Raw genomic sequence first — 22,939 nt, forward strand, 5'->3', positions numbered from 1 at the left:
GTCCCCTTCGAATCCGTCCCGTCACCCGAAAGGCACCAGCTCATGAGCTCTCGAGCCAGCACCACCGCCCGCCGCGCCGCCTCGAGCGCCGGCAACAGCCGGGCCCTGCAGATCCTCGCGCGTGTCGGCTTCGCGGCCAGCGCCCTGGTGCACCTGCTGCTCGGCTACCTCGCGATCCGCGTGGCGCTGAATCAGGGCGGGGAGTCGTCCGACCAGTCGGGCGCCATGGCCGAGATCACCAAGCTGCCGGGCGGCACCATCGTGATCTGGGTCGTCGTGGTCGGGCTGTTCGCCCTCGGGCTCTGGCTGATCGTGCAGGCCGTGCTCGGCATCGGCTCGACCTCCGACAAGCGCTGGGTGCGCAGCCTCATCCCCGCCGGCAAGGCCGTCGCGTACATCGCGCTGGGGGTGACCGCGCTGACGTTCGCGCAGGGCGGTTCGACGAGCAACAGCGATTCGACGAAGCAGGCGAGCGCGAGCATCCTGGCCCTGCCCGGTGGGCCGCTGCTGCTCGGCGTGGTGGGTGTCGCCGCAGCCGGCATCGGCGGTTACTTCGTGTTCAAGGGTGTGACCCGCAAGTTCGAGGAGGACCTGCGCATGCCCTCGGGCACCGCCGGGAGGGCCGTGCGGGTGCTCGGAGTCGTCGGCTACGTGGCGAAGGGCGTCGCGGTGTTCGTGATGGGCGTGCTGATCGTCGTCGCCGCCGTGACGGTCGACCCGAGCAGCTCGACGGGCCTCGACGGGGCGCTGAAGTCGCTGGCGTCGCTGCCGTTCGGGGTGGTCATCCTCGTGGCGGTGGGCGCGGGGCTGATCGCCTACGGCGTGTACACCTTCGTGCGGGCGCGCTACGCCCGCCTCTGAGCGTCGCTACTGCGGTTCGGTGACGAAGTCGATCAGCTGCTCGACGCGGCCGAGCAGCACCGGCTCGAGGTCGGTGTAGGTCGACACCCGCGACAGGATGCGCTTCCAGGCCCGCGCGATGTCGGCCTGCGACGCGTGCGGCCAGCCGAAGGCCTCGCAGATGCCGTGCTTCCACTCGATCGACCGCGGCACCGTCGGCCACGCCCTGATGCCCATCGCCTTGGGCGTCACCGACTGCCAGATGTCGACGAACGGATGCCCGACCACCAGCACGTGCGCCCCGAACGGCCCGCGCTGCACCGCCGACGCGATGCGGCTCTCCTTCGAACCCTCGACGAGGTGGTCGACCAGCACCCCGATGCGCCGCTCGCGGCTCGGCGCGAACTCGCGCACGATCGCGTCGAGGTCGTCGACGCCCTCGAGGTACTCGACCACGACGCCCTCGCCGCGCAGGTCGTCGCCCCACACCTTCTCCACGAGCTCGGCGTCATGCCGCCCCTCGACGTAGATGCGGCTCGGCCGCGCCACCCGCGCGCGCTCCTCCGGCCCGGCCATGCTGCCCGAGGCGGTGCGCTTCGGGGCGGATGCTCGGCTCGTCACTCCCGGATGCACCAGCTCGATCGCCCGCCCCTCGAGCAGGAACCCGGCGCCGAGGGGGAACATCCGACGCTTGCCGTGCCGGTCCTCCAGCTCGACGGCGTGACCCTCGACGCGGGTCACGCTCCCGCAGAAGTCGGAGGCGACCTCCTCCACGACCAGGTCGAACTCGGCGGGCACCTTCGGCAGGGCGACGGGCTTGGCGCGGCGCTTGTAGTCGGCGAGAACGTCGGATCCGTAGCGGTCGTAGTCGGCGGGCACCGACCAAGGCTACGTGCCCGCCCGGCCGCCGCCGCGCATCCGCCCAGCGCGCCGCCGGCGTCGGGGTCGGTGTCGCTGTCGCGGCCGCTCGGCTCTCAGCGGCCCTCGAGCTCGCGCAGGGCGACGGCGACCCGGTCGAGGAAGTCGTCGACCTGGTCCTGGTCGTACCCCGCGCGGAACTTCGTCTGAGAGAAGCGCTGGTGCACCACCTCGTCGCCGGTGAGCACCTGACCCGGAGCGGCCCGGCCCTCCTCGTACGCCGTCAACGTCTCGGCGACCCGAGCGAGCATCGCGTCGACCTCCTCGATGTCGTACCCCTCACGCCACTTGGTCCCGGCGAACGTCTTCTCCTGCACATCCCGGGCGTTCATGCGCGGCTCCGCTCGGCATCGTTGCGCAGGATGCAGAATTCGTTGCCCTCGGGATCGGCCAGCACGACCCAGCCCGATCCGTCGGGGTGCCGCAGGTCGTCGACCTGCCGGGCGCCGAGCTGCAGCAGCCGCTCGAGCTCGTCGTCGCGGGTGCCCTCCTCGGGCTCGAGGTCGAGGTGCAGCCGGTTCTTGACCTGCTTGGCCTCGGGCACCTCGATGAAGAGCAGTTTCTGGGTGCGGTCGCGCGAGAAGATCATGCACTCCTCGTCGCCCGGCACGTTCGGGTCGTCGGGGTCCTCGGCGAAACCGAGCACGGCGCTCCAGAACACGGACTGGGCCAGGGCGTCACGACTGTCGATCGTCGTGTGCGAGATGCGGGCTGCCATGCGGCGAGCCTAGCGGGGGGCTCCCGGCTCGGCGCGGGGTGACGGGGTCGGGTCGGCCCGGTCAGGGATGTCGAGGGACGCGAGGTAGGCGGCGTTGCCGCGGATGGCGGGCTTGTACCGGTCGAGCTCGGGGGAGTCGACGTGGTCGGCCACGACCTCGAGGAGCTCGGCGAGGGCCGCGTCCGGCCGCCCGGCGGCATGCAGCGTCAGCGACTCGAAGACCCGCAGCGCGACGGAGTCGGGGAACTCCGCGCGGGCCCGGTCGAAGGTCGCCAGGGACTCCTCGATCCGGCCGAGGTTGCGGAGCGTGCTGCCGTACTGCAGGAAGCAGCGGCGGCGCAGGTCGCCGGCCAGCCCGAGCGACATGGCGTGCTCGTACAGCGCGGCGGCGGTCGCCTCGTCACCGGCGGTGTCGTAGGCCCCGCCCAGCTCGTAGAGCACGCGCGGGTTCTGCGGATGCTCGGCGTGCACGACCCGGAGGGCGGCGATGCTCGGCCCCATGTCGTCGCGGTCCCGCGCGGCGAAGATCCGGTCGAGCTGGGCGTCGAGCTGCGCTTCGGGTTGCGTCTCGAGGTCTGCACCGAGCTCGGCGCCGGGGACGTCGCTCACCGGGTCAGCCCACCGCCGGCACGGAGCGGGAGCGGATCGCGTTGACGAGCAGAGCGATGCCGAGGCCGAAGATGCCGCCGCCCACCCAGTTGACGAGATGCAGCCACGACGGCGCGTTCTCAAGGCCGAGGATGAGCGTGGCGGTCAGGGTCGCGAGCCCCAGCACGAGGACGACGATGGCGAGAGCGAGGCGCACGGGAAAGGTCACACCCCGATGCTATCGACGCCAGGACCTAGCGCCCCGCCCCCGGACGCCCCGCCCCGAGACGCTTCGACACCTCGTGCGCCTGCTCGAGCAGCAGCCGGCCGAGCTCGGGCCGGCGCTCCGGCCGGAACCGCGGCTCGATTCCGGTGAGACTCAGCGCCCACTGCGGCCGCCCCACGGCGTCGAACACGGCCGCCCCCATTCCCCAGCTGCCCTCGAGGATGAGCGCCGGATTGACGGCGTACCCCGTCTCGCGTGTCTCCGCGATGCGCGCTCGCAGAGCATCCGTCGCATGCTGGGGCCCCCACTGCCGCTCGAGCGCCGCGCTCGCCAGATGCCGCTCGACCTCCTCCTCGGGCAGGTACGCCAGGATGGCGAGCCCCGCCGACGCCACCCCGAGCGGGAACCGCACCCCTTCGCGCAGCACGAACGAGCGCACCGGGAAGCTGCCCTCCTCGCGCAGCAGGCACACCGTCTCGCTGCCGCGCCGGGCGGAAAAGAAGGCGCTCTCGCCGGTCTCGCGGGCGAGCAGGCGCACGCTCTCGCGCGCCGCGTCCGTGATGTCGTAGCGGTCGGCCGCCAGCGAGCCGAGCAGGTACAGCTCGGGGCCGAGGAACCATCGGCCGTTCGCGCTGTCGTGGTCGACGAAGCCCTCGATCGCGAGCGAGGTGAGCAGCCGATGGGTGGTGGGGCGGGTGAGTCCGGTGGCGTGGGCGGCGGCGGCGGTCGAGAGCCCGCCCGGGTGTTCGCCGACGGCCTTCAGGATGCGGCCCACCCGGGAGACGAGCTGGGCTCCGCGCACCGGCTCAGCCATGCGAGAGGGTCCGATTGTCCACATCGTGAGCATAGCGCGAGGCGGTGTTCAGACTGCGGGCACCGGCTTTGACGCGCGACGGCGGTCGCCCTAGCGTCGGCGAAGAGGTATTCGCTGTCCACGCAGCGAACCGCCCATTCACGAGGGAGTGACGATGTCCAAACTGTGGTCGACCGCCGCCGAGGCCCTGGCCGAGACCGTCGTCGACGGGGCGACCATCGCCGTCGGCGGGTTCGGGCTGAGCGGCAATCCGAGCGACCTGATCGAGGCGCTCCGAGACACCGGGGCCCGCGACCTCACGATCGTGTCCAACAACATGGGCGTCGACGGCAAGGGTCTCGGGGTGCTGCTCGAGAACCGCCAGGTCAGGAAGGTGATCGCCAGCTACGTCGGCGAGAACAAGCTGTTCGCCGAGCAGTACCTCAGCGGCGAGCTCGAGGTCGAGTTCACGCCGCAGGGCACGCTCGCCGAGCGCCTCCGCGCCGGTGGGGCAGGTATCGCCGGCTTCTACACGAAAACCGGCGTCGGCACCCCGGTGGCCGAGGGCAAGCCGCTCGAGGTCTTCGACGGCGAGACCTACGTGCTCGAGCGCGGCATCGTCGCCGACGTCGCCCTCGTGCACGCCTGGCGCGCCGATCGCGAGGGCAACCTCGTCTACCGGCACACGGCCCGCAACTTCAACCCGCTCGTGGCGACCGCGGGCCGGCTCACCGTCGCCGAGGCCGAGCAGGTCGTCGACGACTACCTCGACCCCGACACGATCGTCACCCCGGGCATCTTCGTGCAGCGCCTGGTGACCGCGGAGCCGCGGGTGAAGGACATCGAGCAGCGCACGGTCCGGCCGCGCCCGACCGCCGCGGCCGGGACCGCATCCGCTGCCGCCGAGAGGATCGCATCCGCCGCCGCCGGAATGACCGCATCCGCCACCGCGAGGACCGCACCGGCCCACGCCGAAAGGACCGCATCATGAGCTGGACCCGTGACCAGATGGCCGCCATCGCCGCCTCCGAGCTGCGCGACGGCGAGTACGTGAACCTGGGCATCGGCATCCCCACCCTCGTCGCCAACCACCTGCCGCCGGGAGTGCGGGTCACCCTGCAGAGCGAGAACGGCCTGCTCGGCATGGGCCCCTTCCCGTTCGAGGGCGAGGAGGACGCCGACCTCATCAACGCCGGCAAACAGACGGTCACGCTGCTGCCGGGCGGCAGCTACTTCGACTCGGCGACGAGCTTCGGGATGATCCGCGGCGGCCACGTGGCGACGGCCATCCTCGGTGCCCTTCAGGTCGCGGGCAACGGCGACCTCGCCAACTGGACCATCCCGGGCAAACTCGTGAAGGGCATGGGCGGTGCGATGGACCTCGTCGCGGGCACCCCGCGGGTGATCGTCGCCACCGATCACGTCGCGAAGGACGGCTCGCCCAAGATCGTCGTCGAGTGCGAGCTGCCGCTCACCGGCGCGGGCGTCGTCGACCGCATCATCACCGACCTCGCGGTGTTCGACGTCGAGAACGGCGGGCTGCTGCTGCGGGCGACCGCCCCGGGTGTGACGGTCGACGAGGTGCGGGCCAAGACGGGGGCGGCCTTCGACGTCGAGCTCGACGAGACCGTGACCGCGACCGCGACGAGCGCAGGGCGCGACGAGTCCGTCGGCGTCCCCTGAGCGCAGCGCAGCGGGCGCGGTGGTCTGGCGACGACGGGTCTGTATGTTCTCTTCATGGGCACACCTCTTGTCACCGTCGTCGAGGCCGACATCGCCGCGCTGAACGCCGCCCTCGCCGACGGCTCGGTGAGCAGCGTCGAGCTCGTCGCCCGATACCTCAACCGCATCGGCGCCTACGACCGGTCGGGCATCCGTCTCAATTCGGTGCCCGTGCTGAACCCGGCCGTCTTCGAGGAGGCCCGCGCCGCCGACGCCCGGCGTGCCCGCGGCGACTCCATCGGCGTGCTCGACGGCATCCCCTTCACGGCGAAGGACAGCTACTGCGTGCGCGGCCTGACCGTCGCCGCCGGGTCGCCCGCGTTCGCCGAGCTGGTCGCGGGCGACGACGCCTTCGCCGTGGCCCGGTTGCGCGAGGCCGGAGCCGTCTTCCTGGGGCTCACCACCATGCCGCCGATGGCCGCCGGCGGCATGCAGCGGGGCCTCTACGGCCGCGCCGAGTCCCCGTACGACCCCGACTACCTCACCGCCGCCTTCGGCTCGGGCTCGTCCAACGGCTCGGGCACCGCCACGGCCGCGGCCTTCGCGGCCTTCGGGCTCGGCGAGGAGACCTGGTCGTCGGGTCGGGCGCCCGCGTCGAACAACGCGCTCGTCGCCTACACGCCGTCGCGGGGGGTCATCTCGGTGCGCGGCAACTGGCCGCTCGTGCCGACGATGGACGTCGTCGTGCCCCACACCCGCGGTGTCGACGACCTGCGGCACGTGCTCGACGTCGTGGTCGCCGACGACCCCGAGACCGAGGGCGACTTCTGGCGCACGCAGCCCTTCGTCGCGCTCCCGCGCCCCTCCGAGGTGCGGCCGGAGTCCTACGCCGAGCTTCCCGAGCTGCCCCTGGCCGGGGTCCGCCTGGCCGCGCCCCGTCTTTACCTCAACGGCGATCCCGAGAGCGCCCTCCCGATCCGCACGCGGGACTCGGTGATCGAGCTGTGGCGGGCCCTGCGCGCCGACCTCGAGGCGGCCGGCGCCGAGGTCGTCGAGACGGCGTTCCCCGTGGTCGAGAACTACGAGAAGCTGCACGCCGGGAGCCGTGACTTCGTCGATCGCGGTTTCGTGACCCGGGAGTTCCTCGACGCCGAGGTCGGTCAGCTCGCGATTGCGGCGTTCGACACCTTCCTGCGGCAGAACGGCGACCCGGCGCTGAACCGCCTCGCCGACGTGGACGCCGCCCGGATCTTCCCCGAGCCACCGGGCGCTCTGCCCGACCGCTACGGGCGGTTCCCCTTCGACATCTCCTACGACCTCGCCGACTACGTGGCCGCCGCGGCCGAAGGTCGCACCGACTGGACGGCCGCGCCCGGTGTCGAGGAGGGCCTCCGCGGGCTCGAGCACACCCGCCAGGTCGACTTCGACGACTGGCTCGCCGCCGAGGGCTTCGACGCCGTCGTCTTCCCCGCCGCGGCCGATGTCGGCCCGGCCGACGCCGATGTGAACGAGGCCTCGGCCGACATCGCCTGGCGCAACGGCGTGTGGGTCTCGAACGGCAACCTGGTGCCCCGGCACCTCGGCATCCCCACGGTGACCGTGCCCCTCGGCGTCATGTCAGACACGCGGATGCCCGTCGGGCTCACCATCGCCGGCCCGGCCTACAGCGACTCACAGCTGCTGCGTCTGGCGGCCGCCATCGAAGTGCTGCGCCCCCGTCGTGTCGCCCCGCCGCGCACCCCGCCGCTCGCCGACGAGGCGCCGTTCGCGGCGACGCGTGCCGTCGCGGAGGGGTCGCTGACGGTGCGCGTCGCGGACGTGAGCGCCGAAGTCGAAGCCGACGCCGAGGGCGACGGCACGCTGGTGCGGTTCCGGGTGGTCGTGGAGGGCGGCGCGGCCGACGAGCTGGCCGCCTACGTCGACGGGGTCGCCGTCCCCGTCCGCCGCGCCACCGCCAGCGGCAGCGCCGGTGACAGCTCCAGCGCCAGCGCCAGCGCCACCGCCACAGCCACCGCCATCCTCGTCGGCGAGCACCGGGCCGCACCCGGCGCCTATTCGACCCCCGTCAGCGAGTGGTTCGGACCGTTCGGCCCGCTCGTCGTGGTCGTCGCCCGCGACACGGCCGGTGTCGTCGCCGGCGCCGTGGCCACCACACCGGGGTCGCCGCTGTGATGCTTGTCGAGTGCACCGAATGACCCCGCACCCGTTCGCCCCGCCGCCGAGCGCCGACCGCACGCGCGCGTCATCCCGCACCCGACCGCCCCGCACCCGACCGCCCCGCACCCGACCGCCCCGCACCCGACCATCCGAGGAGCCGCCCCGATGACCGAGGTCTTCGACTACTTCGCTCAGGGGGAACTGCCCACGCCGACCCTCGGCGACGACGAGGTGCGCCGCCTGTTCGCCGACTCCTTCGGCCTCGAGATCGACCTGCGTCCGCTCGGCAGCCAGCAGGACCAGAACTTCCGCGTCTTCCCGCACGGCTCCGACGATCCTCTCGGGGTGCTCAAGCTGAGCAACCCGGTCTTCAGCGAGGCCGAGATCGCGATGCAGGATGCCGCCGCCGCGGTCGTGGCCGAGCGCGACCCCGGGCTGCGCATCCCGCTCCTCGTCGAGGGCCCCCGCGGGCCGATGGCCGCCTGGTGGAGCTCCTCGGAGGGCCGCATCCACGCCCGGGTGATCGCGAACATCACCGGTCGCACGCTGATGGGCTCCGACTACCTCTCCCCGGCCGTGGTGGAGCGGATGGGCGAGCTCTCGGCGCGGGTCAGCCTCGCCCTGGCCGACTTCCGCCACCCTGCGAGCGGTCGCGTGCTGCAGTGGAACCTGCGGCACGCCGTGCGCGTCATCGACACCCTGCTGCCCGGGGAGCCCGACGCGGCGGTGCGCGCGCTCGTCGAACGGGCCGTGCGCGACGCGCTCGAGACGCTCGACCCCGTCTCGGCCGAGCTGCCCGTGCAGGCCGGCCACTTCGACATCACCGACGACAACATGCTGAGGCCGGTCGGCGGGCACCTCCCCGACGCCGTGATCGACTTCGGCGACGTCGCGGAGTCGTGGCGCGTCGGCGAGCTCGCGACCACCCTGTCCTCGGTGCTGCACCACGACGGCGCCGACGTGACGAGCGTGCTGCCCGCCGTCCGGGCGTTCCACACCCTGCGTCCGCTCGACGACGCCGAGATCGTCGCGCTCTGGCCGCTGGTGGTGCTGCGCGGTGCGGTGCTCGTGCTGAGCGGCCGCTCTCAGGTGCGGCTCGACGAGCAGAACAGCTACGCGAGCGTCGCGCTCGACCGCGAGTTCCGTGTGCTCGAGACGGCGGCGGCCGTGCCGGTGGCGGTCATGACCGAGGTGATCCGCGACGCGCTGGGGGCGACGGATGCCCGTCCCGAGCGACCCCTCGAGGCCGGCCCCCTGACGCTCCCCGAGGGCCCGCGAGTCGAGCTCGACGCCGGAACCGTCTCGCCGCTCAACGACGAGGGCGCCTGGCTCAGGCCGCACACCCTCGACGACGCGGCGGCCACGGCACTGGAGCGAGGGGCGAGCATCGTCACGCTGCCCGCCTGGCGGCCGGTGCTCACCGGATCCACGCCGGGCCCGCGGAACACCGCGGCGACCGTGCCGACCGGGGTGACGCTGTGGCTCGCCGCGCCGGCTCCGATCGCGCCGGGCGCCGGCCGGGTGACCGTCGACGCCGACGTGCTCACGTGGGTCGCCGGCGACGAGACCGTCCGCATCTCCGGGCTGCCGGCCGGCGCGACCGGGCACGAGCTGCCCGCCCGCACCCGCCTCTTCGTGCAGCGCCACCGCACCGGCGGCTCCGTGCCGCCCGCCCGGGTCACACCCGAGCTGGCGTCGGCCTGGCGGCGCGTGGAGGGCGACCCGTCGGCCGTCATCGGCGTGGAGGGCGACCCGTCGGCCGTCATCGGCGTGGAGGGCGACCCGTCGGCCCTCGCCGGGGCAGTAAGCGGCCCGTCGCGCCTCGTCGGCGCGGAGGGCACCCTCGCGGCAGACGCGGGCCGAGCATCCGGAACCCCACCCCACGACCTGCTCGAGCGCCGCCACCGCGTCCTCGCCGAGGTGCAGGAGCACTACTACGCCACGCCCCCGCAGATCGAGCGCGGCTGGCGCGAGCACCTCGCCGACGTCGACGGCCGGGTCTACCTCGACATGGTCAACAACGTGGCCTCGGTCGGGCACGCCCACCCGCACGTCGTGGGTGCGGCCACCCGGCAGCTGCGCCTGCTCAACACGAACTCGCGGTTCCACTACGGGGCGATCGCCGAGTTCGCCGAGCGGCTCGCGGCGCTGCTGCCCGACGGGCTCGACACGGTGTTCTTCGTCAACTCCGGCTCCGAGGCCACCGATCTGGCCGTGCGGCTGGCGATGGCCTCGACGGGCCGGCCCGACATCGTGGCCATGCGCGAGGCGTACCACGGCTGGACCTACGCCAGCGACGCCGTCTCGACCTCGATCGCCGACAACCCGAACGCGCTGTCGACCCGGCCCGAGTGGGTGCACACGGTCGCCGCGGCCAACGACTACCGGGGCGAGCACCGTGGCGCCGACGCCGCCCGCTACGCGCCCGAGGCCGTCGCGGTGATCGACGCGCTGGCGGCCGAGGGGCGCCCGCCCGCCGGCTTCATCAGCGAGTCGTACTTCGGCAACGCCGGCGGTGTCGCCCTGCCCGACGGCTACCTGCGCGAGGTCTACGCGGCCGTGCGGCGCCACGGCGGCATCGCGATCAGCGACGAGGTGCAGGTCGGGTTCGGCCGGCTGGGCGAGTGGTTCTGGGGTTTCCAGCAGCAGGATGCGGTGCCCGACGTCGTGGCCATCGCCAAGTCGATCGGCGGCGGCCAGCCGGTGGGGGCCGTCGTCACCAGTCGCGAGATCGCCGATCGCTACCGCACGGGAGGGTACTTCTTCTCGTCGACGGGTGGCTCGCCGGTCTCCGCGGTGATCGGGATGGCCGTGCTCGACGTCATCGAGCGCGACGACCTGCCGGGCAACGCCCGCGACGTCGGCGGCCACCTGAAGCGCCGGCTCGAGGCTCTCGGCGAGCTGCACGAGATCGTGGGGCGGGTGCACGGGTCGGGGCTGTACCTCGGTCTCGAGTTCGTGCGCGACCGCGCGACCCTCGAGCCGGCGACCGAGGAGACCGCGGCGATCTGCGCCCGCCTGCTCGAGCTCGGGGTCGTCATGCAGCCCACCGGCGACTTTCAGAACGTGCTGAAGATCAAACCGCCGCTGGTGATCACCCGGGAGTCGGCCGACTTCTTCGTCGACGCGCTCGGCCGGGTGCTCGACACCGGGTGGTGACGGCCATCGCCGACCGGCCGACCACCCACCCGAACCCCGAAGGAGCCCTCATGTGGCGGATGCCCGCAGAGACCGACCGCCACGAGCGCACGTGGATGGCCTTCCCGTGCGAGGGCTTCACGCTCGGCGCCGATGCGCAGACGCGGGAGGAGGGCTACGCCACCTGGACGGCCGTCGCCCACGCCGTGCTTCGCTTCGAGCCGGTGACGATGATCGTCGACCCGTCCGAGCTGACGCGCGCTCGCCGGATGCTCGACCCGTCGATCGAGATCGTCGAGGCCCCCGTCGACGAGTTCTGGATGCGCGACACGGGCCCGACCTTCGTCGTCGACGACGACCGCCCCGGTGTGCTCGGTGCGGTGGACTGGATCTTCAACGGCTGGGGTGCCCCGGCGTGGTCCGAGTGGCGGAAGTCGGCCGAGCACGGACGGATCGCAGGCGGGCACGCCGGTGCCGAGGTGATCAGCTCGCTGCTCGTCGCCGAGGGCGGGGGACTGCACGTCGACGGCGCCGGCACCGTGCTACTCACCGAGACCGTGCAGCTCGACCCCCGCCGCAACCCGCTGGCCGACCGCGCGCGCGTCGAGGCCGAACTGGCCCGCACCATCGGGGCGACCGACGCCGTCTGGCTCTCCCGGGGGCTCACCCGCGACTACGACGAGCTCGGCACGAACGGCCACGTCGACATCGTCGCGACCTTCGCGGCGCCCGATCGCATCCTGCTGCACGACCAGCAGGACGCGGCGCATCCCGACCACGAGGTGTCGGCGCTCATCCGCGGCGAGTTCGAGGAGGCCTTCGAGGCGCTCGGCCGCCCGATGACGATCACCTCGCTCCCGGCCCCCTCGACCCTCAGCGACGACCACGGCTTCGTCGATTGGAGCTACGTCAACCACCTCGTCGTGAACGACGGCGTCGTCGCCTGCAGCTTCGGCGACACCGCCGCCGACGACCGGGCCCGCGGCATCCTCGGCGAGGCGTACCCCGGGCGCGAGGTGGTGACCGTGGATGCGCGGCCGCTGTTCGAGCGGGGCGGGGGCATCCACTGCATCACCCAGCAGCAGCCCGCGCTGTCCGCGCCCGCCACCAGCCCCCGCCACCCGCGATGATGGAGGCGACGGATCGACACCAGGAGGACGAGATGACCGAGTCACCCGACGCCCAGGCCGGCACCGACGCGGCGCAGTTCGCCGACGCGCAGGCCTACATCGATGAGATGGCGACGAGCCGCGGCTACGTGCTCGACTACCACAAGGTCATGGCGAAGCACGACTTCGAGGTGCTGCAAGCGACCAACGGGCTCGTCAACGCCGCCTACCTCAAGCCGCGCCTGCTCGACCGCGCCACCAAGGAGCTCATCTTCATCGTCAGCCTCACGGTGCTGAGGGCGCCTAAGGGGCAGATCGAGAGCCACATCCGGGTCGCGCTCGACCTCGGCCTCACCGCGCAGGAGATCCTCGAGGCCATCGAGATCTCCCTCCCCGAGGCCGGTGTCGTGGCGTTCCAGATCGGCTTCGACGCCTGGAAGAGCGTCGTCGGCGCCGACGGCCTCGAGCCGACCGTGACGGTGCACGACGGCGGCACGGTCTCCTGACCCCCGCCCCCTAGACTGGCGGCGTTCGGCGCGCGCGGTCGCCGACGGCAGAGGTTGGCAGAGAGGCCCGGCATGAGCGACGACACCCCCGCCCCGCAGATCACCGAGCCCATCCCGGGCTCGACGACGATCGTGGCCATCGGCGAGGCGCTCGTCGACGTGGTGCAGCGGCCGGGTGCCGAGCCGGTCGAGCATCCGGGCGGCTCGCCCATGAACATCGCGCTCGGGCTGGCCCGCCTGGGGCGTCCGGTGACGCTCGTCACCGAGATCGGCACGGATGACCGGGGCGCCGCCATCGCGGAGCACGTCCGCTCCGCCGGGGTGGCGCTCGCGCCCGGGTCGATCCGTGACGAGCCCACCTCCTCGGCGACGGCCCACCTCGGTGTGGACGGCTCCGCCTCCTACACGTTCGACCTCCGCTGGTCGCTGCCCGCGGGTCTCGCGGCCGACGACCCCGCGCTGACCGCCGCCGGCATCGTGCACGCCGGCTCGATCGCGGCCTTCCTCGAGCCAGGAGGCTCGGAAGTGGCGGCGCTGCTCACCGCGTTGGCGGCGGGCGAGACCCCGCCGCTGATCACCTTCGACCCGAACATCCGCCCCTCGATCGTGCCCGACCACGCGACGGTGCTCGCCCGCTTCGAGCAGCTCGCGGCGCTCACCACGCTGCTGAAGCTCAGCGACGAGGACGCCGAGTGGCTCTACCCGGGCGCGGGACCCGACGAGGCGGCCGACCGCATCCTGGAGCTCGGCCCGGCCGTGGTCGCCGTCACCCGCGGCGGCGACGGCGCGCTGCTCGCGACCGCCGAGCACCGCCGGCCGGTGCCCGGAGTGGCGGTGGAGGTCGCCGACACCATCGGCGCGGGCGACTCCTTCATGAGCGCCCTGATCGACCGCCTGGCCGGGCTCGTCGACGAGGGCGTGCCCCTCGAATCGCTGCGCGACGGCCACGCCTTCGACCCGATCCGCCTCGGCCTGATCGGCGACTTCGCGGTGCGCTGCGCCGCCATCACGGTCTCGCGCCCGGGCGCCAACCCGCCCACCCGCGCCGACATCGCCGACTGACCCGGGCTGCCTCGGACCGGTCTCGCTCCGGTCGAGCGCGACCCGACCCGGGCTGGCCCGGGGTCGGCGCCGTCAGCCCGGGGTCGGCGCCGTCAGGGCGCGAGGGTGCGGGCGAGGTGGGCGCCGGCCGCGGTGAGCCAGCGCAGCGGGTCGGCGAGCGAGGCGGCGGCGCTCCCCGCGAGCTGCGGGTCGACCAGGGCGGCGGATGCGGCGAAGCCCACAGGCTCCGCGTCGATCACGCCGGCCACGAGAGCGGGCCGGGCGCCGGCCGCCGCGGCGAGCTCCCGCACGTGCGTGGGCACCTTGCCGGCTTCTGACTGCCCGTCGAAGCGGCCCTCGCCGGTGACGACGACGTCGGCGCCGACCAGGGCGTCGGCGAGACCCAGTTCACGCGCGACCGCGGCCGCGCCGGGTTCCAGCACCGCACCCCACGCGAGCAGCCCGAACCCGGCACCGCCCGCCGCCCCGGCGCCCGGCACGAGTGCGAGGCCCGCTCCGCCGTCGACGAGCTCGACGAGGTGCGCGAGCGACGCCTCGACGGCGGGGGAGGTGCTCGGTGTGAGGCCCTTCTGGGGCCCGAAGACCGCGACCGCGCCGGCGGGGCCGAGCAGCGGCGAGGTGACGTCGGTCAGCACCACCGCACCGCCGGGCGGGAGCGGTCGCAGGCCCGAGAGCTCGGCGCGGGAGAGCGACGCGAGGCCGGCGGCGCCGGAGGGGACCGGGGTGCCGGCGGCATCCGTCAGCCGGGCGCCGAGCGCGGTGAGCAGCCCGGCGCCGCCGTCGGTGGAGGCGCTGCCCCCGATGGCGAGCACCAGCCGGTCGACGCCCGCGTCGAGGGCGGCCGCGATCGCCTGGCCGAAGCCGAGGGTGTGGGCGTCGAGGGGGCGGAGTGCGGTGAGCAGCTCGATCCCGCTCGTGGCCGCGAGCTCGACGACGCCGGTGCGGGTGCCGTCGGGTGCCGTGACGAGGAGCCAGTGCGCCGCCACCGAGGCGTCGGCGGGGCCGAGCACGGTGACGGGCATCCGCTCGGCTGACGGATAGGCGGTCGCCAGGGCGTCGAGCGTGCCCTCACCGCCGTCGGCCATCGGGCGCAGCACGAGCTCGTCGGCGGGGCGCACCGAGCGCCAGCCCGCCGCCAGTGCGGAGGCGACCGCGACAGCGCTCGCCGACCCCTTGAAGGAGTCGGGAGCGATCACGACCCGCAGGCCGCCCCCGCTCATCAGGCGTCGGCGCCGGTCGCGGCCTCGGCCGCCGTGACGGGCTTGGCCGGCTTGCGCGCGGTGTTCGACGTCGAGGTGGCGGGCTTCGAGGCGGCCGCCGACCCACCGGAAGCAGCCGAACCGCCCGACCCCGACCCAGCCGAACCGCCCCGCGCCTTAACGGCCCGCGCCCGCGCCGGAGCCGCCGAGGCCGCCGCCGCGACCGCCGGAGCCACCGCCCGCGGCGCCAGCCGCTCGAGCTGCGTCACGTGCGACGGGTTCAGCTCCTCGAGCGAGTTCACACCCAGCAGCCGCATGGTGCGCGAGATCTGCTCGCCGAGGATGCCGATCATCCGGTCGACGCCCTCGCGCCCGCCGGCCATCAGCCCGTAGAGGTAGGCGCGGCCGACCATCGTGAAGCGGGCCCCCAGCGCCACCGACGCCACGATGTCGGCGCCCGACATGATGCCGGTGTCGAGGTGCACCTCGTACTCCGAGCCGAACTCGCGGGCGACGTCGGGCAGCAGGTGGAACGGGATCGGCGCCCGGTCGAGCTGGCGCCCACCGTGGTTCGACAGCGTGATGCCGTCGACGCCGATCTCGGCCAGGCGCTGGGCGTCGCCGAGGCTCTGCACACCCTTGACGACGATCTTGCCGGGCCACTGCTCCTTGATCCACTCGAGGTCCTCGAAGGTGACCGTCGGGTCGAACATGGTGTCGAGCAGCTCGCCGACCGTGCCCGACCAGCGGTCGAGCGAGGCGAACGAGAGCGGCTCGGTGGTGAGGAAGTTGATCCACCACTCAGGCCGCGGCAGGGCGTTGATGACGGTGCCGGGCGTCAGCTGCGGCGGGATCGAGAAGCCGTTCCGCTTGTCGCGCAGCCGCGCACCCGCGACCGGCACGTCGACGGTCACGAGCAGCGTGTCGAAGCCGGCCGCCGCCGCGCGCTCGACCAGCGCCATCGAGCGCGGCCGGTCCTTCCACATGTAGAGCTGGAACCAGTTGCGCCCGGTCGGGTTCGCCTTCCTCACGTCCTCGATGGCGGTCGTGCCCATCGTCGACAGCGAGAACGGGATGCCCGCCGCCCCCGCCGCGCCGGCGCCGGCGATCTCGCCCTCCGTCTGCATCATGCGCGTGAAGCCGGTGGGCGCGATGCCGAACGGCAGCGACACCGGCGCCCCCAGCACGTCCCACCCGGTCGACACCGTCGACACGTCGCGCAGGATCGCGGGGTTGAACTGGATGTCCTGGAACGCCTGACGCGCCCGCTGCAGGCTGATCTCCGCCTCGGCGGCTCCCTCGGTGTAGTCGAAGGCGGCCTTCGGGGTGCGGCGCTTCGCGATGGTGCGCAGGTCGTCGATCGTCAGCGCGGCGTTCAGCCGGCGGCGCTTCGCCTGCAGATCGGGGGCCTTGAACTGCATGAGTGGCGCGAGGTCGCGGATCTTCGGGATGCGGCGCTGGACCATGGATGGCTCCTTCGGTGGGGCGGCCCTGGGGCCGGCGGTCGGTGGTCAGTGGTCGGTGGTCAGTGATCGTGTCGGTCGTGGATGCTCGAGACGTTCGTCTCGGCGTGATAGGTCTCGATGTGGTTCCGGATGCGCGTGCGCGCCCCCTCCGCGTCACCGTCGTCGATCGCGCCGACGATGGCGCGGTGCTCGGCGGCGAGCCGCCGCTCGGTCGCCGCCCAGTCCGGCAGCACCGAGGCCCCGACGCGGATGTACTGCTCGATCGAGTCGCGCAGCCCCGACATCATCGCGGCGATCACCGCGTTGCCCGACGCCGCGGCGAGGGCGAGGTGGAAGGCCTGGTCGAGGGTGAGGAACTCCTCGCGCCCGAGCGGCGCCCCGTCGGCACCCGGCTGCTCCATGGCGTCGAGCAGCTCCCGGGCCTCCTCGAGCCCGGGGCGCACGGAGCTCGCGGCGAGCTCGGTGACCACGGCCGACTCCAGCACCACCCGAGTGGCGACGACGTCGGGCACGGCGAAGCCCTGCGCCGCGACCTGCAGCCGCACCAGCGCGCTCATGCCGCCGGTCGGCCGCGCGATGATGACGGCGCCCGACTGCGGCCCCGACCCCGCCCGCGTGCTGATCAGCCCGAGCACCTCGAGCACCCGGATCGCCTCACGGACGCTCGACCGCCCCACGCCGAGCTCGGCGGCGAGGGCGCGTTCGGCGGGCAGATGATCGCCCGGCTTCAGGATGCCCGCCACGAGGTCGCCCTCGATCCGCCGCAGCACGACCTCCCAAGCCCGCCCGCCGTCGACGCCCTCGGGGGCAGGCGCGGCGGACGAGGAAGCGGCGGCGGCAGCGCCCATGCGGTCCTCCTCGACGGCGGCGAACGGTCTGCCCATATGGTCAGACCGTGTGGTCTGACCACACGCTATCAGAACACCGCACTGCTGTCAGCAGCGTCGAACATCGACCGCAGCCGTTCGTCGACCGCCGTCGCGAGCACCCGCTGCCCCGCCGCGGTCGGATGCGTGTCGTCGAACTGCATCAGGTCGAACCGCCCGGCGAGCGGCTCCCCGAGGTCGATCCAGCGCGCGCCCTCGGCCTCCGCGGCCGAGCGCACCGCGTCGTTGATCCCGCCGAGCTCGGGCGGGGTGTCCTGATCGCCCCAGATGGCGCTGAGCCCCACCAGAGCCGTGTCGGGGAACGCCCGGTGCAGCGCCAGGAACGCCTTCTTCGCGGCGTGCTCGACCTTGCCCGGATCGAGACCGAGGTCGTTGCTGCTAGCGGAGACGATGATCAGGGCGGGCGCATCCGCATCGCCGTGCCCGTCGTCGATCACCTGCGCCACCTGCTCGGAGAAGGTGCGCCCGTCGTCGCCCGGCTGCACGAACCCCGAGCCGTCCTCGGACAGGTTCGTGAGCTGCCAGTCGTCGGCCCGGGCGAGCACGGCGGGCCAGGCCTCCTCGGTGTCGAGCCCGTTGCCCGACATGATCGAGTCGCCGATGGTCACGATCTTCTGCCGCTGCCCGGCCGGGGGAGCCTCGGCACCCGAGTCGATCACCCACGGGCCACCGGGCGCGGGCCCCGCCGCCCCGAACTGCGCGGCACCTCCGGCGGCGGCCGAGCATCCGGCCAGCAGCATCGCGCCGGCCACGAGCAGCCCGAGCGGTACCAGGCGACGGATGCCCGCCCGGCCGGTCGACCGTGACGCACCCTGACCCCGCTCGACCTGCACGCCTCGCAGTCTCGACCCCGGGCCTGGGAACCGCCGCCGAGTCACCCGGGAGCGGGCCGCGCCATCCGACCCCCGCCCGCGAGCGGGCGCCCAGCCGGCCCCATCCGGGAGCGGGCCGCGCCGCCCCGCTCAGCACGGGGTCAGCGACCGCACCCTCTCGCTGAGCGAGGTCGTGCCGCCCACCAGCGTGACGTGCTCGGTCTCGAACGCGTCGAGGGCCGCCAGCACCTCGGTCGCCACACAATCGGGCTGCACCACGAACAGCGGGGCGCCGAAGCGGGCGGCGACGGGGCCGCCGGCCAGGGCATCCGCGAACCCGGAGCCGCTGGCGAGCATCACCCGCGCGGTCGGCGTCGAGAAGTAGCTGCGGTTGATCACGGAGCTGGTGGCATAGCGGTCGTCGCCGGCGAGGCGGGTGATGCGCTGCATGGTGGACACGAGCTGCAGCTCGGCCTCGACGTCGTACGAGACGGTGAGCGGCCCGCCGACGATCGCGGCGTCGGTCGTTCCGAGCTTCTCGAGCAGCGACCGCGTCGGGGAGTCGACGCCGGCGGCGCCGTTCACCAGCACGACCGGCATCGACGCCTTCGCGCCGGCCGCCCCCGCCGAGAGCGCGTCGGGGAAGTTGGCGCCGGTGGCGACGAACACCGACGGCGCGGCGGGGAAGGCGTACGCGACGATCGCCCGTCCGGTGGCGTAGCGGTCGGCGCCGCTCAGCCGGGTGACCGGGGCGATCGTCTTCGCCGCGTCGGCGACGGCGGCCGAGACGCTGTTCACGCCTCCGACGACGACGATGCGATCGGGATCCAGGCGTGCCAGCTCGGCGCGGACCGCCGAGGGGAGTGCTCCCGGGGTGGTGAGCAGCAGCGGGCCGCCCTGCTTCGACGCCGCGGGGCCGGCGGCGAGGGCATCCGGGTAGGTCGTGCCGGTGGCCAGGTAGACGACCGGTGCACCCGAGGGGAAGGCGGCCTTCGACAGGGCGATGGCGGTGCCGTAGCGGTCGGCGCCCGAGAGGCGGTCGCGGGTGGTGACGCCCGAGACGTCGACGGCGCCGAGGCTGATGGTGACGGTCGCGGATGCGCTGCCGAGCGAGCCGACCGACACCGTGAGTCCGCCGAGATCGGTGCTCAGGCTGTCGCCGGCGGCGAGGAAGCGGTGCCGCACGCCGTCGCCCCCGGCGGTGTCGAGCAGGGCGGCCGATGACTCGTCGACCCCCTCGAAGCCGTCGAAGCGGTCGAGCCGGAGCCGCAGCACGCGCACGCCGACCCCGTAGCTCGGGTCGTAGCCGTAGGCGCCGATCGTGTTGTAGTAGCTCTCGGCGTCGCGCCCGGTGGCGATGGACGTGCCGGTGCCTGAGCGGTACTCGAGGTAGTAGGGGTCACCCGACCGGGGGTCGGTCACCACGATGCCGCGGGTGCCCGAGGTCGACGAGGCGGCTGCGAGGGTCGAGGTGATCGTGGCGGTCTTCTGTCCGCTCGGCAGTGCCACCGTCTGCAACCCGCGGCCGGGTGCGAGCACGCCGAGGTGCACGCGGTGGGTGACGTTGAGGGCGGCCAGGGCCTCGGTGGTGGCCAGCGCGTCGCCCTGGGAGTTCTGCAGGCGGAAGCCCCCGGCCATCACGTCGTAGTAGTCGTCGTAGACCGCGTCGTAGCAGGGCGGGGCCGTGTCGACGGTCGTCGGCGCATCGGGGCACTGCACGCTGTTCGAGTGCCCGAGCGAGATGTTGTGGCCGAATTCGTGCGCCATCACCTGACTCTCGTCGGTCACCGGCTTCACCACGGCCCAGATCTCCCCGCCGTCGTGGATGCCCGTGCCCACGGTGCCGAGCCCGGTTCCCGCCCCGCAGGCCTCGCTCGCGATCACCACGAGATGGGTGGGGGTGCTGCGGGTGCCGCTCCAGTACGACTCCTCGGTGCTGCCGAACGCGGCGGCGCCCTTCGACCATGCCACCGACGGATCGCAGCTCGCCACGGTGATGCGCTTGTATCCCCCGGAGGCCGCGAGCGAGGAGATCTGGCCGGCCGACTGCTGCACCCAGAAGAGTCCGAGGTTCTTGACGATGCGGTCGAGCACGGAGGTGGGGAACTCGGCGCTGGAGTTCTCGCCGGGCTGGGCGAGCACGACGACGTTGAGGAGGTGGGGTTTGGCGGGGGCGGCGGCGGTCGCGGCGGTGGTCTCGGCGGTGCTGTCGGTGCCCTGCTCGGTGGACGGGGCGGTCTCGGCGACGTCGTCAGGGGCGGCGGGGCGGGGGGCGAGCAGCGTCCACCCGGTGACCGAGGGTCGGGGGCCGTCGTCGACCGCCGCGGCGGCGACCTCGGTGAGCAGCTCTGGTGACGGATCCGCCGTCGTCCCAGCGGCGTCGAGCTCGTCGCGCACCGGTGCCGACAGCTGGTCGAGCACGGCGTCGGGCAGCGCCAGCTCGACCTGCACCCGGTCGCCGAGACGGGCTCCCTGCAGCGGGTCGGCCAGCGGCATGGATGCCCCGCCATCGGTGATCACGGCGTAGTCGAAGCCGTCGGGCCCGTCGGGCGCCGCGGGCGGACCGGTCGTCGGCTCGGTGGCGACGATCGGTGGTGCCTCGCGCGGCACCACCCGCACGAGCCCCTCGACGGTGAGGCCGCCGGCACCCTCGTCGGCGCTGGCCGACATGGTGGCGGTGGTGGCGCCGAACGACAGCCCGAGGGTGACGGCGGTGACCAGGGCGACGGTGCGGAGGGACGTTCTCATGGCGATCTCCCGAAGGGACGGGTGCACGGCGATGCCCTCCGGCGACGGTGCCGGTGGATGCCCGAATCCTAGGGCCCGCCCGCGCCCCAGCGCCAGAGCATCAGCGCACCCGCGTCAGTGCGCGAGAGGGCGGCCGCGCGGGCGGGTCAGATCTCGTCGAGCATCTCCTCGAAACGCACGGTAGCCGCCGCGGCGCTCATCCGTCCGCCGGTCACGGCCGAGATCACGTCGAAGTACTCCAGCCGCAGGCGTGCCCGCTCGGGCGTCACCGGTCGGCGCACATGGTCGAGGGCGAAGGCGACGTCGGTGCGCGCGATCAGCGCCTCCCGCGTCCAGCTCGTGTCGTTCACCCGCCGACCGTAGCCGCCGGAGGTTAACCGCCGGTGAAGCGCGAGCCGCCGCGCCGTCGCGCCGTCGCCGCAACGCCGCCGCACCGCTGAGGCGGCGATCAGGCCAGGCGGGCGAGCTCCTCCGCGTCGAGCTCGAGGCCGAACGATTGCACGAGGGCGGGCAGCTGCTCCACCGTGCGCGCACTCGCGATCGGAGCGCCGACGGTCGGCTGCTGGCGCAGCCACGCCAGCGCCACCGCCGCCACGGGCACCGAGCGCTCGGCCGCGATGGCGTCGAGGGTGCCGAGCAGCTCGACGTTCGCGGGGTCGTCGAGGTAGGCGGATGCTCCACCGGCCCGCGCCGAGTCGACGGCCTGGCCCGGCCGGTACTTGCCGGTGAGGAACCCGCTCGCGAGGCCCGAGTAGGGCAGCTCCACGATGCCGAGCTCCTGGAGCGTGTCGCGCAGCGAGGTCTCGAACGAGCGGTCGACGAGGTTGTACTGGTCCTGGGCGACGGTGAAGGCGGTGAGGCCCGCGGCCTTCGCGATCGAGACGGCCGAGCGCAGGCGGTCGGCCGTGAAGTTCGAGGCGCCGGCCTCGACGATCTTGCCCGCCTGCACCAGCTCGTCGAAGACGCCGACGTACTCCTCCTGCGCGACCCGCTGGTCGTCGCGGTGGGCGTAGTAGAGGTCGATGCGGTCGGTCTGCAGCCGGCGCAGGGAGTCGTCGACCGTGGCGCGCACGTTGTCCGCCGACAGGCCGGGTCGCTCGGGGAGCGAGAAGACCTTCGTGGCGATCACCACGTCGTCCCGCCGACCGCGGCTCGCGAACCACTCGCCGATGACCGTCTCGGACTCGCCGCCGGAGTTGCCGGGCACCCAGGCCGAGTACACGTCGGCGGTGTCGATCGAGCGCCCTCCCGCCTCGACGAAGGCGTCGAGAACGGCGAACGACTCCTCGCGGCTCGAGGTCCAGCCGAAGGTGTTGCCGCCGAGAACGAGGGGTCCGAAGTCGAGCGAGGTCATGGTGTCCTTCCGATGGGATGCGGTTCCCTCACGTTACGCCCGGTGCGATCTCCTCGTTCGGGGCTACCGTTCAGGCTCCGTCGTCGGGCATGGTTGCAGCATGAGCTATGACGACGCCCACACCGCCCACCTCCGCCTGAGCCACGCCGACCGGGACGCCGCGATCGCGGCCCTGGCCCATGCCGAGTCCGAGGGACGCCTCACCGCGGAGGAACTCGCCGACCGCACGGCCTCGGCGGGCCGCGCGGTGACCCGCGCCGATCTCGCCCCGCTCTTCGCCGACCTCCCCTCGGCCGACGCGCCCTCCGCCGACGCGACCCCGCCCGCGGTGGATGCCAAGTCGCACCCGGCCGCCGTGCCCCCGCAGCCGGTGGCTGCGCCCGCGTACGGCGCTCTCGGCTACGGTGGCCCGGGCTCCGACGGCCCCGGCTATGGCGCTCCTGGCTACGGCGGCCCCGGTTACGGCGGCCCCGCCTACTACCCCGACCAGGCCACCCGGCCCGCGCCGCTCGGCGGTGCCGCCGGCGTCGCCGCGGTGAGCGTCACCCCGCTCATCGCGCTCGGCCTGTTTCTCGCCTGCGGCTTCCTCATCCCGGGCGGCTTCGCCTGGTCGTGGATCTTCTGGCTCTTCGTGCCGGTCGTCGGCATCGTCGTCTGGGGCCCGGCCGGTCGCGGCCACGACCGCCGCTGACGACCCGCGGCCCCGCCCGGGCCCCGCCCGGCCAGCGGCCGCGCCCACCCGCGGCCGGCCGCCAG

The 22,939-nt window shown here is 73.6% G+C and carries 21 protein-coding genes and 1 pseudogene; 9 read left to right on the top strand and 13 right to left on the bottom strand.

All coding sequences use genetic code 11. The features are described from left to right. Window positions 1-42 precede the first annotated feature (42 nt). Entirely contained in the window at window positions 43-861 is an 819-nt protein-coding gene (locus tag NVV95_RS15510) for a DUF1206 domain-containing protein (protein ID WP_259487451.1), read from the top strand. A 6-nt stretch (window positions 862-867) separates the two neighbouring features. On the opposite strand, the gene NVV95_RS15515 is transcribed toward NVV95_RS15510, so the two are convergent. The 6 genes from NVV95_RS15515 to NVV95_RS15545 all read right to left on the bottom strand — a co-directional run bounded on the left by NVV95_RS15515 (window position 868) and on the right by NVV95_RS15545 (window position 4,104). Then, a complete protein-coding gene (locus tag NVV95_RS15515) occupies window positions 868-1,719 on the bottom strand; it encodes a DUF3097 domain-containing protein (protein ID WP_259487452.1) in 852 nt (283 codons plus the stop codon). Between the two features lie 95 nt (window positions 1,720-1,814). Then, entirely contained in the window at window positions 1,815-2,090 is a 276-nt protein-coding gene (locus tag NVV95_RS18430; protein ID WP_310796085.1) for a DivIVA domain-containing protein, read from the bottom strand. Continuing rightward, a complete protein-coding gene (locus NVV95_RS15530) occupies window positions 2,087-2,476 on the bottom strand; it encodes a VOC family protein (RefSeq protein ID WP_259487453.1) in 390 nt (129 codons plus the stop codon). Before NVV95_RS15530 ends, NVV95_RS18430 begins: the two co-directional genes overlap by 4 nt. 9 nt (window positions 2,477-2,485) lie before the next feature. Beyond that, complete coding sequence (locus tag NVV95_RS15535; protein WP_333474054.1) at window positions 2,486-2,977, bottom strand: tetratricopeptide repeat protein; 492 nt, start codon at window positions 2,975-2,977, stop codon at window positions 2,486-2,488. Window positions 2,978-3,089: 112 nt separating this feature from the next. Beyond that, a complete protein-coding gene (locus NVV95_RS15540) occupies window positions 3,090-3,293 on the bottom strand; it encodes a hypothetical protein (RefSeq protein ID WP_259487455.1) in 204 nt (67 codons plus the stop codon). 25 nt (window positions 3,294-3,318) lie between these two features. Next, window positions 3,319-4,104 carry an IclR family transcriptional regulator gene (locus tag NVV95_RS15545; RefSeq protein ID WP_259487456.1) on the bottom strand — a complete coding sequence of 262 codons (786 nt, stop codon included), beginning with the start codon at window positions 4,102-4,104 and terminating at the stop codon, window positions 3,319-3,321. A gap of 154 nt (window positions 4,105-4,258) precedes the next feature. Here NVV95_RS15545 and NVV95_RS15550 point away from each other — a divergent pair, with 154 nt between their 5' ends. From NVV95_RS15550 to NVV95_RS15580, 7 genes and pseudogenes are all read left to right on the top strand, one after another. Beyond that, a complete protein-coding gene (locus NVV95_RS15550) occupies window positions 4,259-5,074 on the top strand; it encodes a CoA transferase subunit A (protein ID WP_259487457.1) in 816 nt (271 codons plus the stop codon). Then, window positions 5,071-5,766, top strand: a complete 696-nt coding sequence (locus tag NVV95_RS15555; RefSeq protein WP_259487458.1) for a CoA transferase subunit B — start codon at window positions 5,071-5,073, stop codon at window positions 5,764-5,766. The genes NVV95_RS15550 and NVV95_RS15555 overlap by 4 nt, the downstream gene beginning before the upstream one ends. Before the next feature lie 54 nt (window positions 5,767-5,820). Next, window positions 5,821-7,497 (top strand): annotated as a pseudogene (locus tag NVV95_RS15560) (amidase); the annotation flags it as partial. A gap of 570 nt (window positions 7,498-8,067) precedes the next feature. Further along, window positions 8,068-11,061: an aminotransferase class III-fold pyridoxal phosphate-dependent enzyme gene (locus tag NVV95_RS15565; RefSeq protein WP_259487459.1), complete on the top strand. Its 2,994-nt coding sequence runs from the start codon at window positions 8,068-8,070 to the stop codon at window positions 11,059-11,061. Window positions 11,062-11,120: 59 nt separating this feature from the next. Continuing rightward, window positions 11,121-12,170, top strand: a complete 1,050-nt coding sequence (locus tag NVV95_RS15570) for an agmatine deiminase family protein (RefSeq protein ID WP_259487476.1) — start codon at window positions 11,121-11,123, stop codon at window positions 12,168-12,170. Between the two features lie 32 nt (window positions 12,171-12,202). Continuing rightward, a complete protein-coding gene (locus tag NVV95_RS15575) occupies window positions 12,203-12,655 on the top strand; it encodes a carboxymuconolactone decarboxylase family protein (protein ID WP_259487460.1) in 453 nt (150 codons plus the stop codon). 72 nt (window positions 12,656-12,727) lie between these two features. Continuing rightward, the gene (locus NVV95_RS15580) at window positions 12,728-13,717 is read left to right on the top strand and encodes a carbohydrate kinase family protein (protein WP_259487461.1); all 990 of its coding nucleotides are present in this window, start codon (window positions 12,728-12,730) and stop codon (window positions 13,715-13,717) included. A gap of 92 nt (window positions 13,718-13,809) precedes the next feature. On the opposite strand, the gene NVV95_RS15585 is transcribed toward NVV95_RS15580, so the two are convergent. The 7 genes from NVV95_RS15585 to NVV95_RS15615 all read right to left on the bottom strand — a co-directional run bounded on the left by NVV95_RS15585 (window position 13,810) and on the right by NVV95_RS15615 (window position 22,183). Continuing rightward, the gene (locus NVV95_RS15585; protein WP_259487462.1) at window positions 13,810-14,937 is read right to left on the bottom strand and encodes a glycerate kinase; all 1,128 of its coding nucleotides are present in this window, start codon (window positions 14,935-14,937) and stop codon (window positions 13,810-13,812) included. Further along, window positions 14,937-16,382, bottom strand: coding sequence for an alpha-hydroxy acid oxidase (locus NVV95_RS15590; protein ID WP_269909054.1), 1,446 nt, complete (start codon window positions 16,380-16,382; stop codon window positions 14,937-14,939). Before NVV95_RS15590 ends, NVV95_RS15585 begins: the two co-directional genes overlap by 1 nt. Window positions 16,383-16,441: 59 nt before the next feature. Then, complete coding sequence (locus NVV95_RS15595; RefSeq protein WP_259487463.1) at window positions 16,442-17,266, bottom strand: FadR/GntR family transcriptional regulator; 825 nt, start codon at window positions 17,264-17,266, stop codon at window positions 16,442-16,444. Between the two features lie 32 nt (window positions 17,267-17,298). After that, window positions 17,299-18,102 (bottom strand): SGNH/GDSL hydrolase family protein, encoded by an 804-nt coding sequence (locus NVV95_RS15600; RefSeq protein ID WP_259487464.1) that lies wholly within the window; start codon window positions 18,100-18,102, stop codon window positions 17,299-17,301. A gap of 129 nt (window positions 18,103-18,231) precedes the next feature. After that, window positions 18,232-20,829 carry a cell wall-binding repeat-containing protein gene (locus NVV95_RS15605; RefSeq protein WP_259487465.1) on the bottom strand — a complete coding sequence of 866 codons (2,598 nt, stop codon included), beginning with the start codon at window positions 20,827-20,829 and terminating at the stop codon, window positions 18,232-18,234. 146 nt (window positions 20,830-20,975) lie between these two features. Beyond that, complete coding sequence (locus tag NVV95_RS15610) at window positions 20,976-21,179, bottom strand: hypothetical protein (protein ID WP_259487466.1); 204 nt, start codon at window positions 21,177-21,179, stop codon at window positions 20,976-20,978. Window positions 21,180-21,277: 98 nt separating this feature from the next. Next, the gene (locus tag NVV95_RS15615) at window positions 21,278-22,183 is read right to left on the bottom strand and encodes an aldo/keto reductase (protein ID WP_259487467.1); all 906 of its coding nucleotides are present in this window, start codon (window positions 22,181-22,183) and stop codon (window positions 21,278-21,280) included. A gap of 100 nt (window positions 22,184-22,283) precedes the next feature. On the opposite strand from NVV95_RS15615, the gene NVV95_RS15620 reads away from it, so the two are divergent. Then, window positions 22,284-22,874 carry a DUF1707 SHOCT-like domain-containing protein gene (locus tag NVV95_RS15620; RefSeq protein WP_259487468.1) on the top strand — a complete coding sequence of 197 codons (591 nt, stop codon included), beginning with the start codon at window positions 22,284-22,286 and terminating at the stop codon, window positions 22,872-22,874. Window positions 22,875-22,939: the final 65 nt, after the last annotated feature.

This window comes from Herbiconiux gentiana, assembly GCF_024978135.1.
Classification (GTDB): Bacteria; Actinomycetota; Actinomycetes; order Actinomycetales; family Microbacteriaceae; genus Herbiconiux; species Herbiconiux gentiana.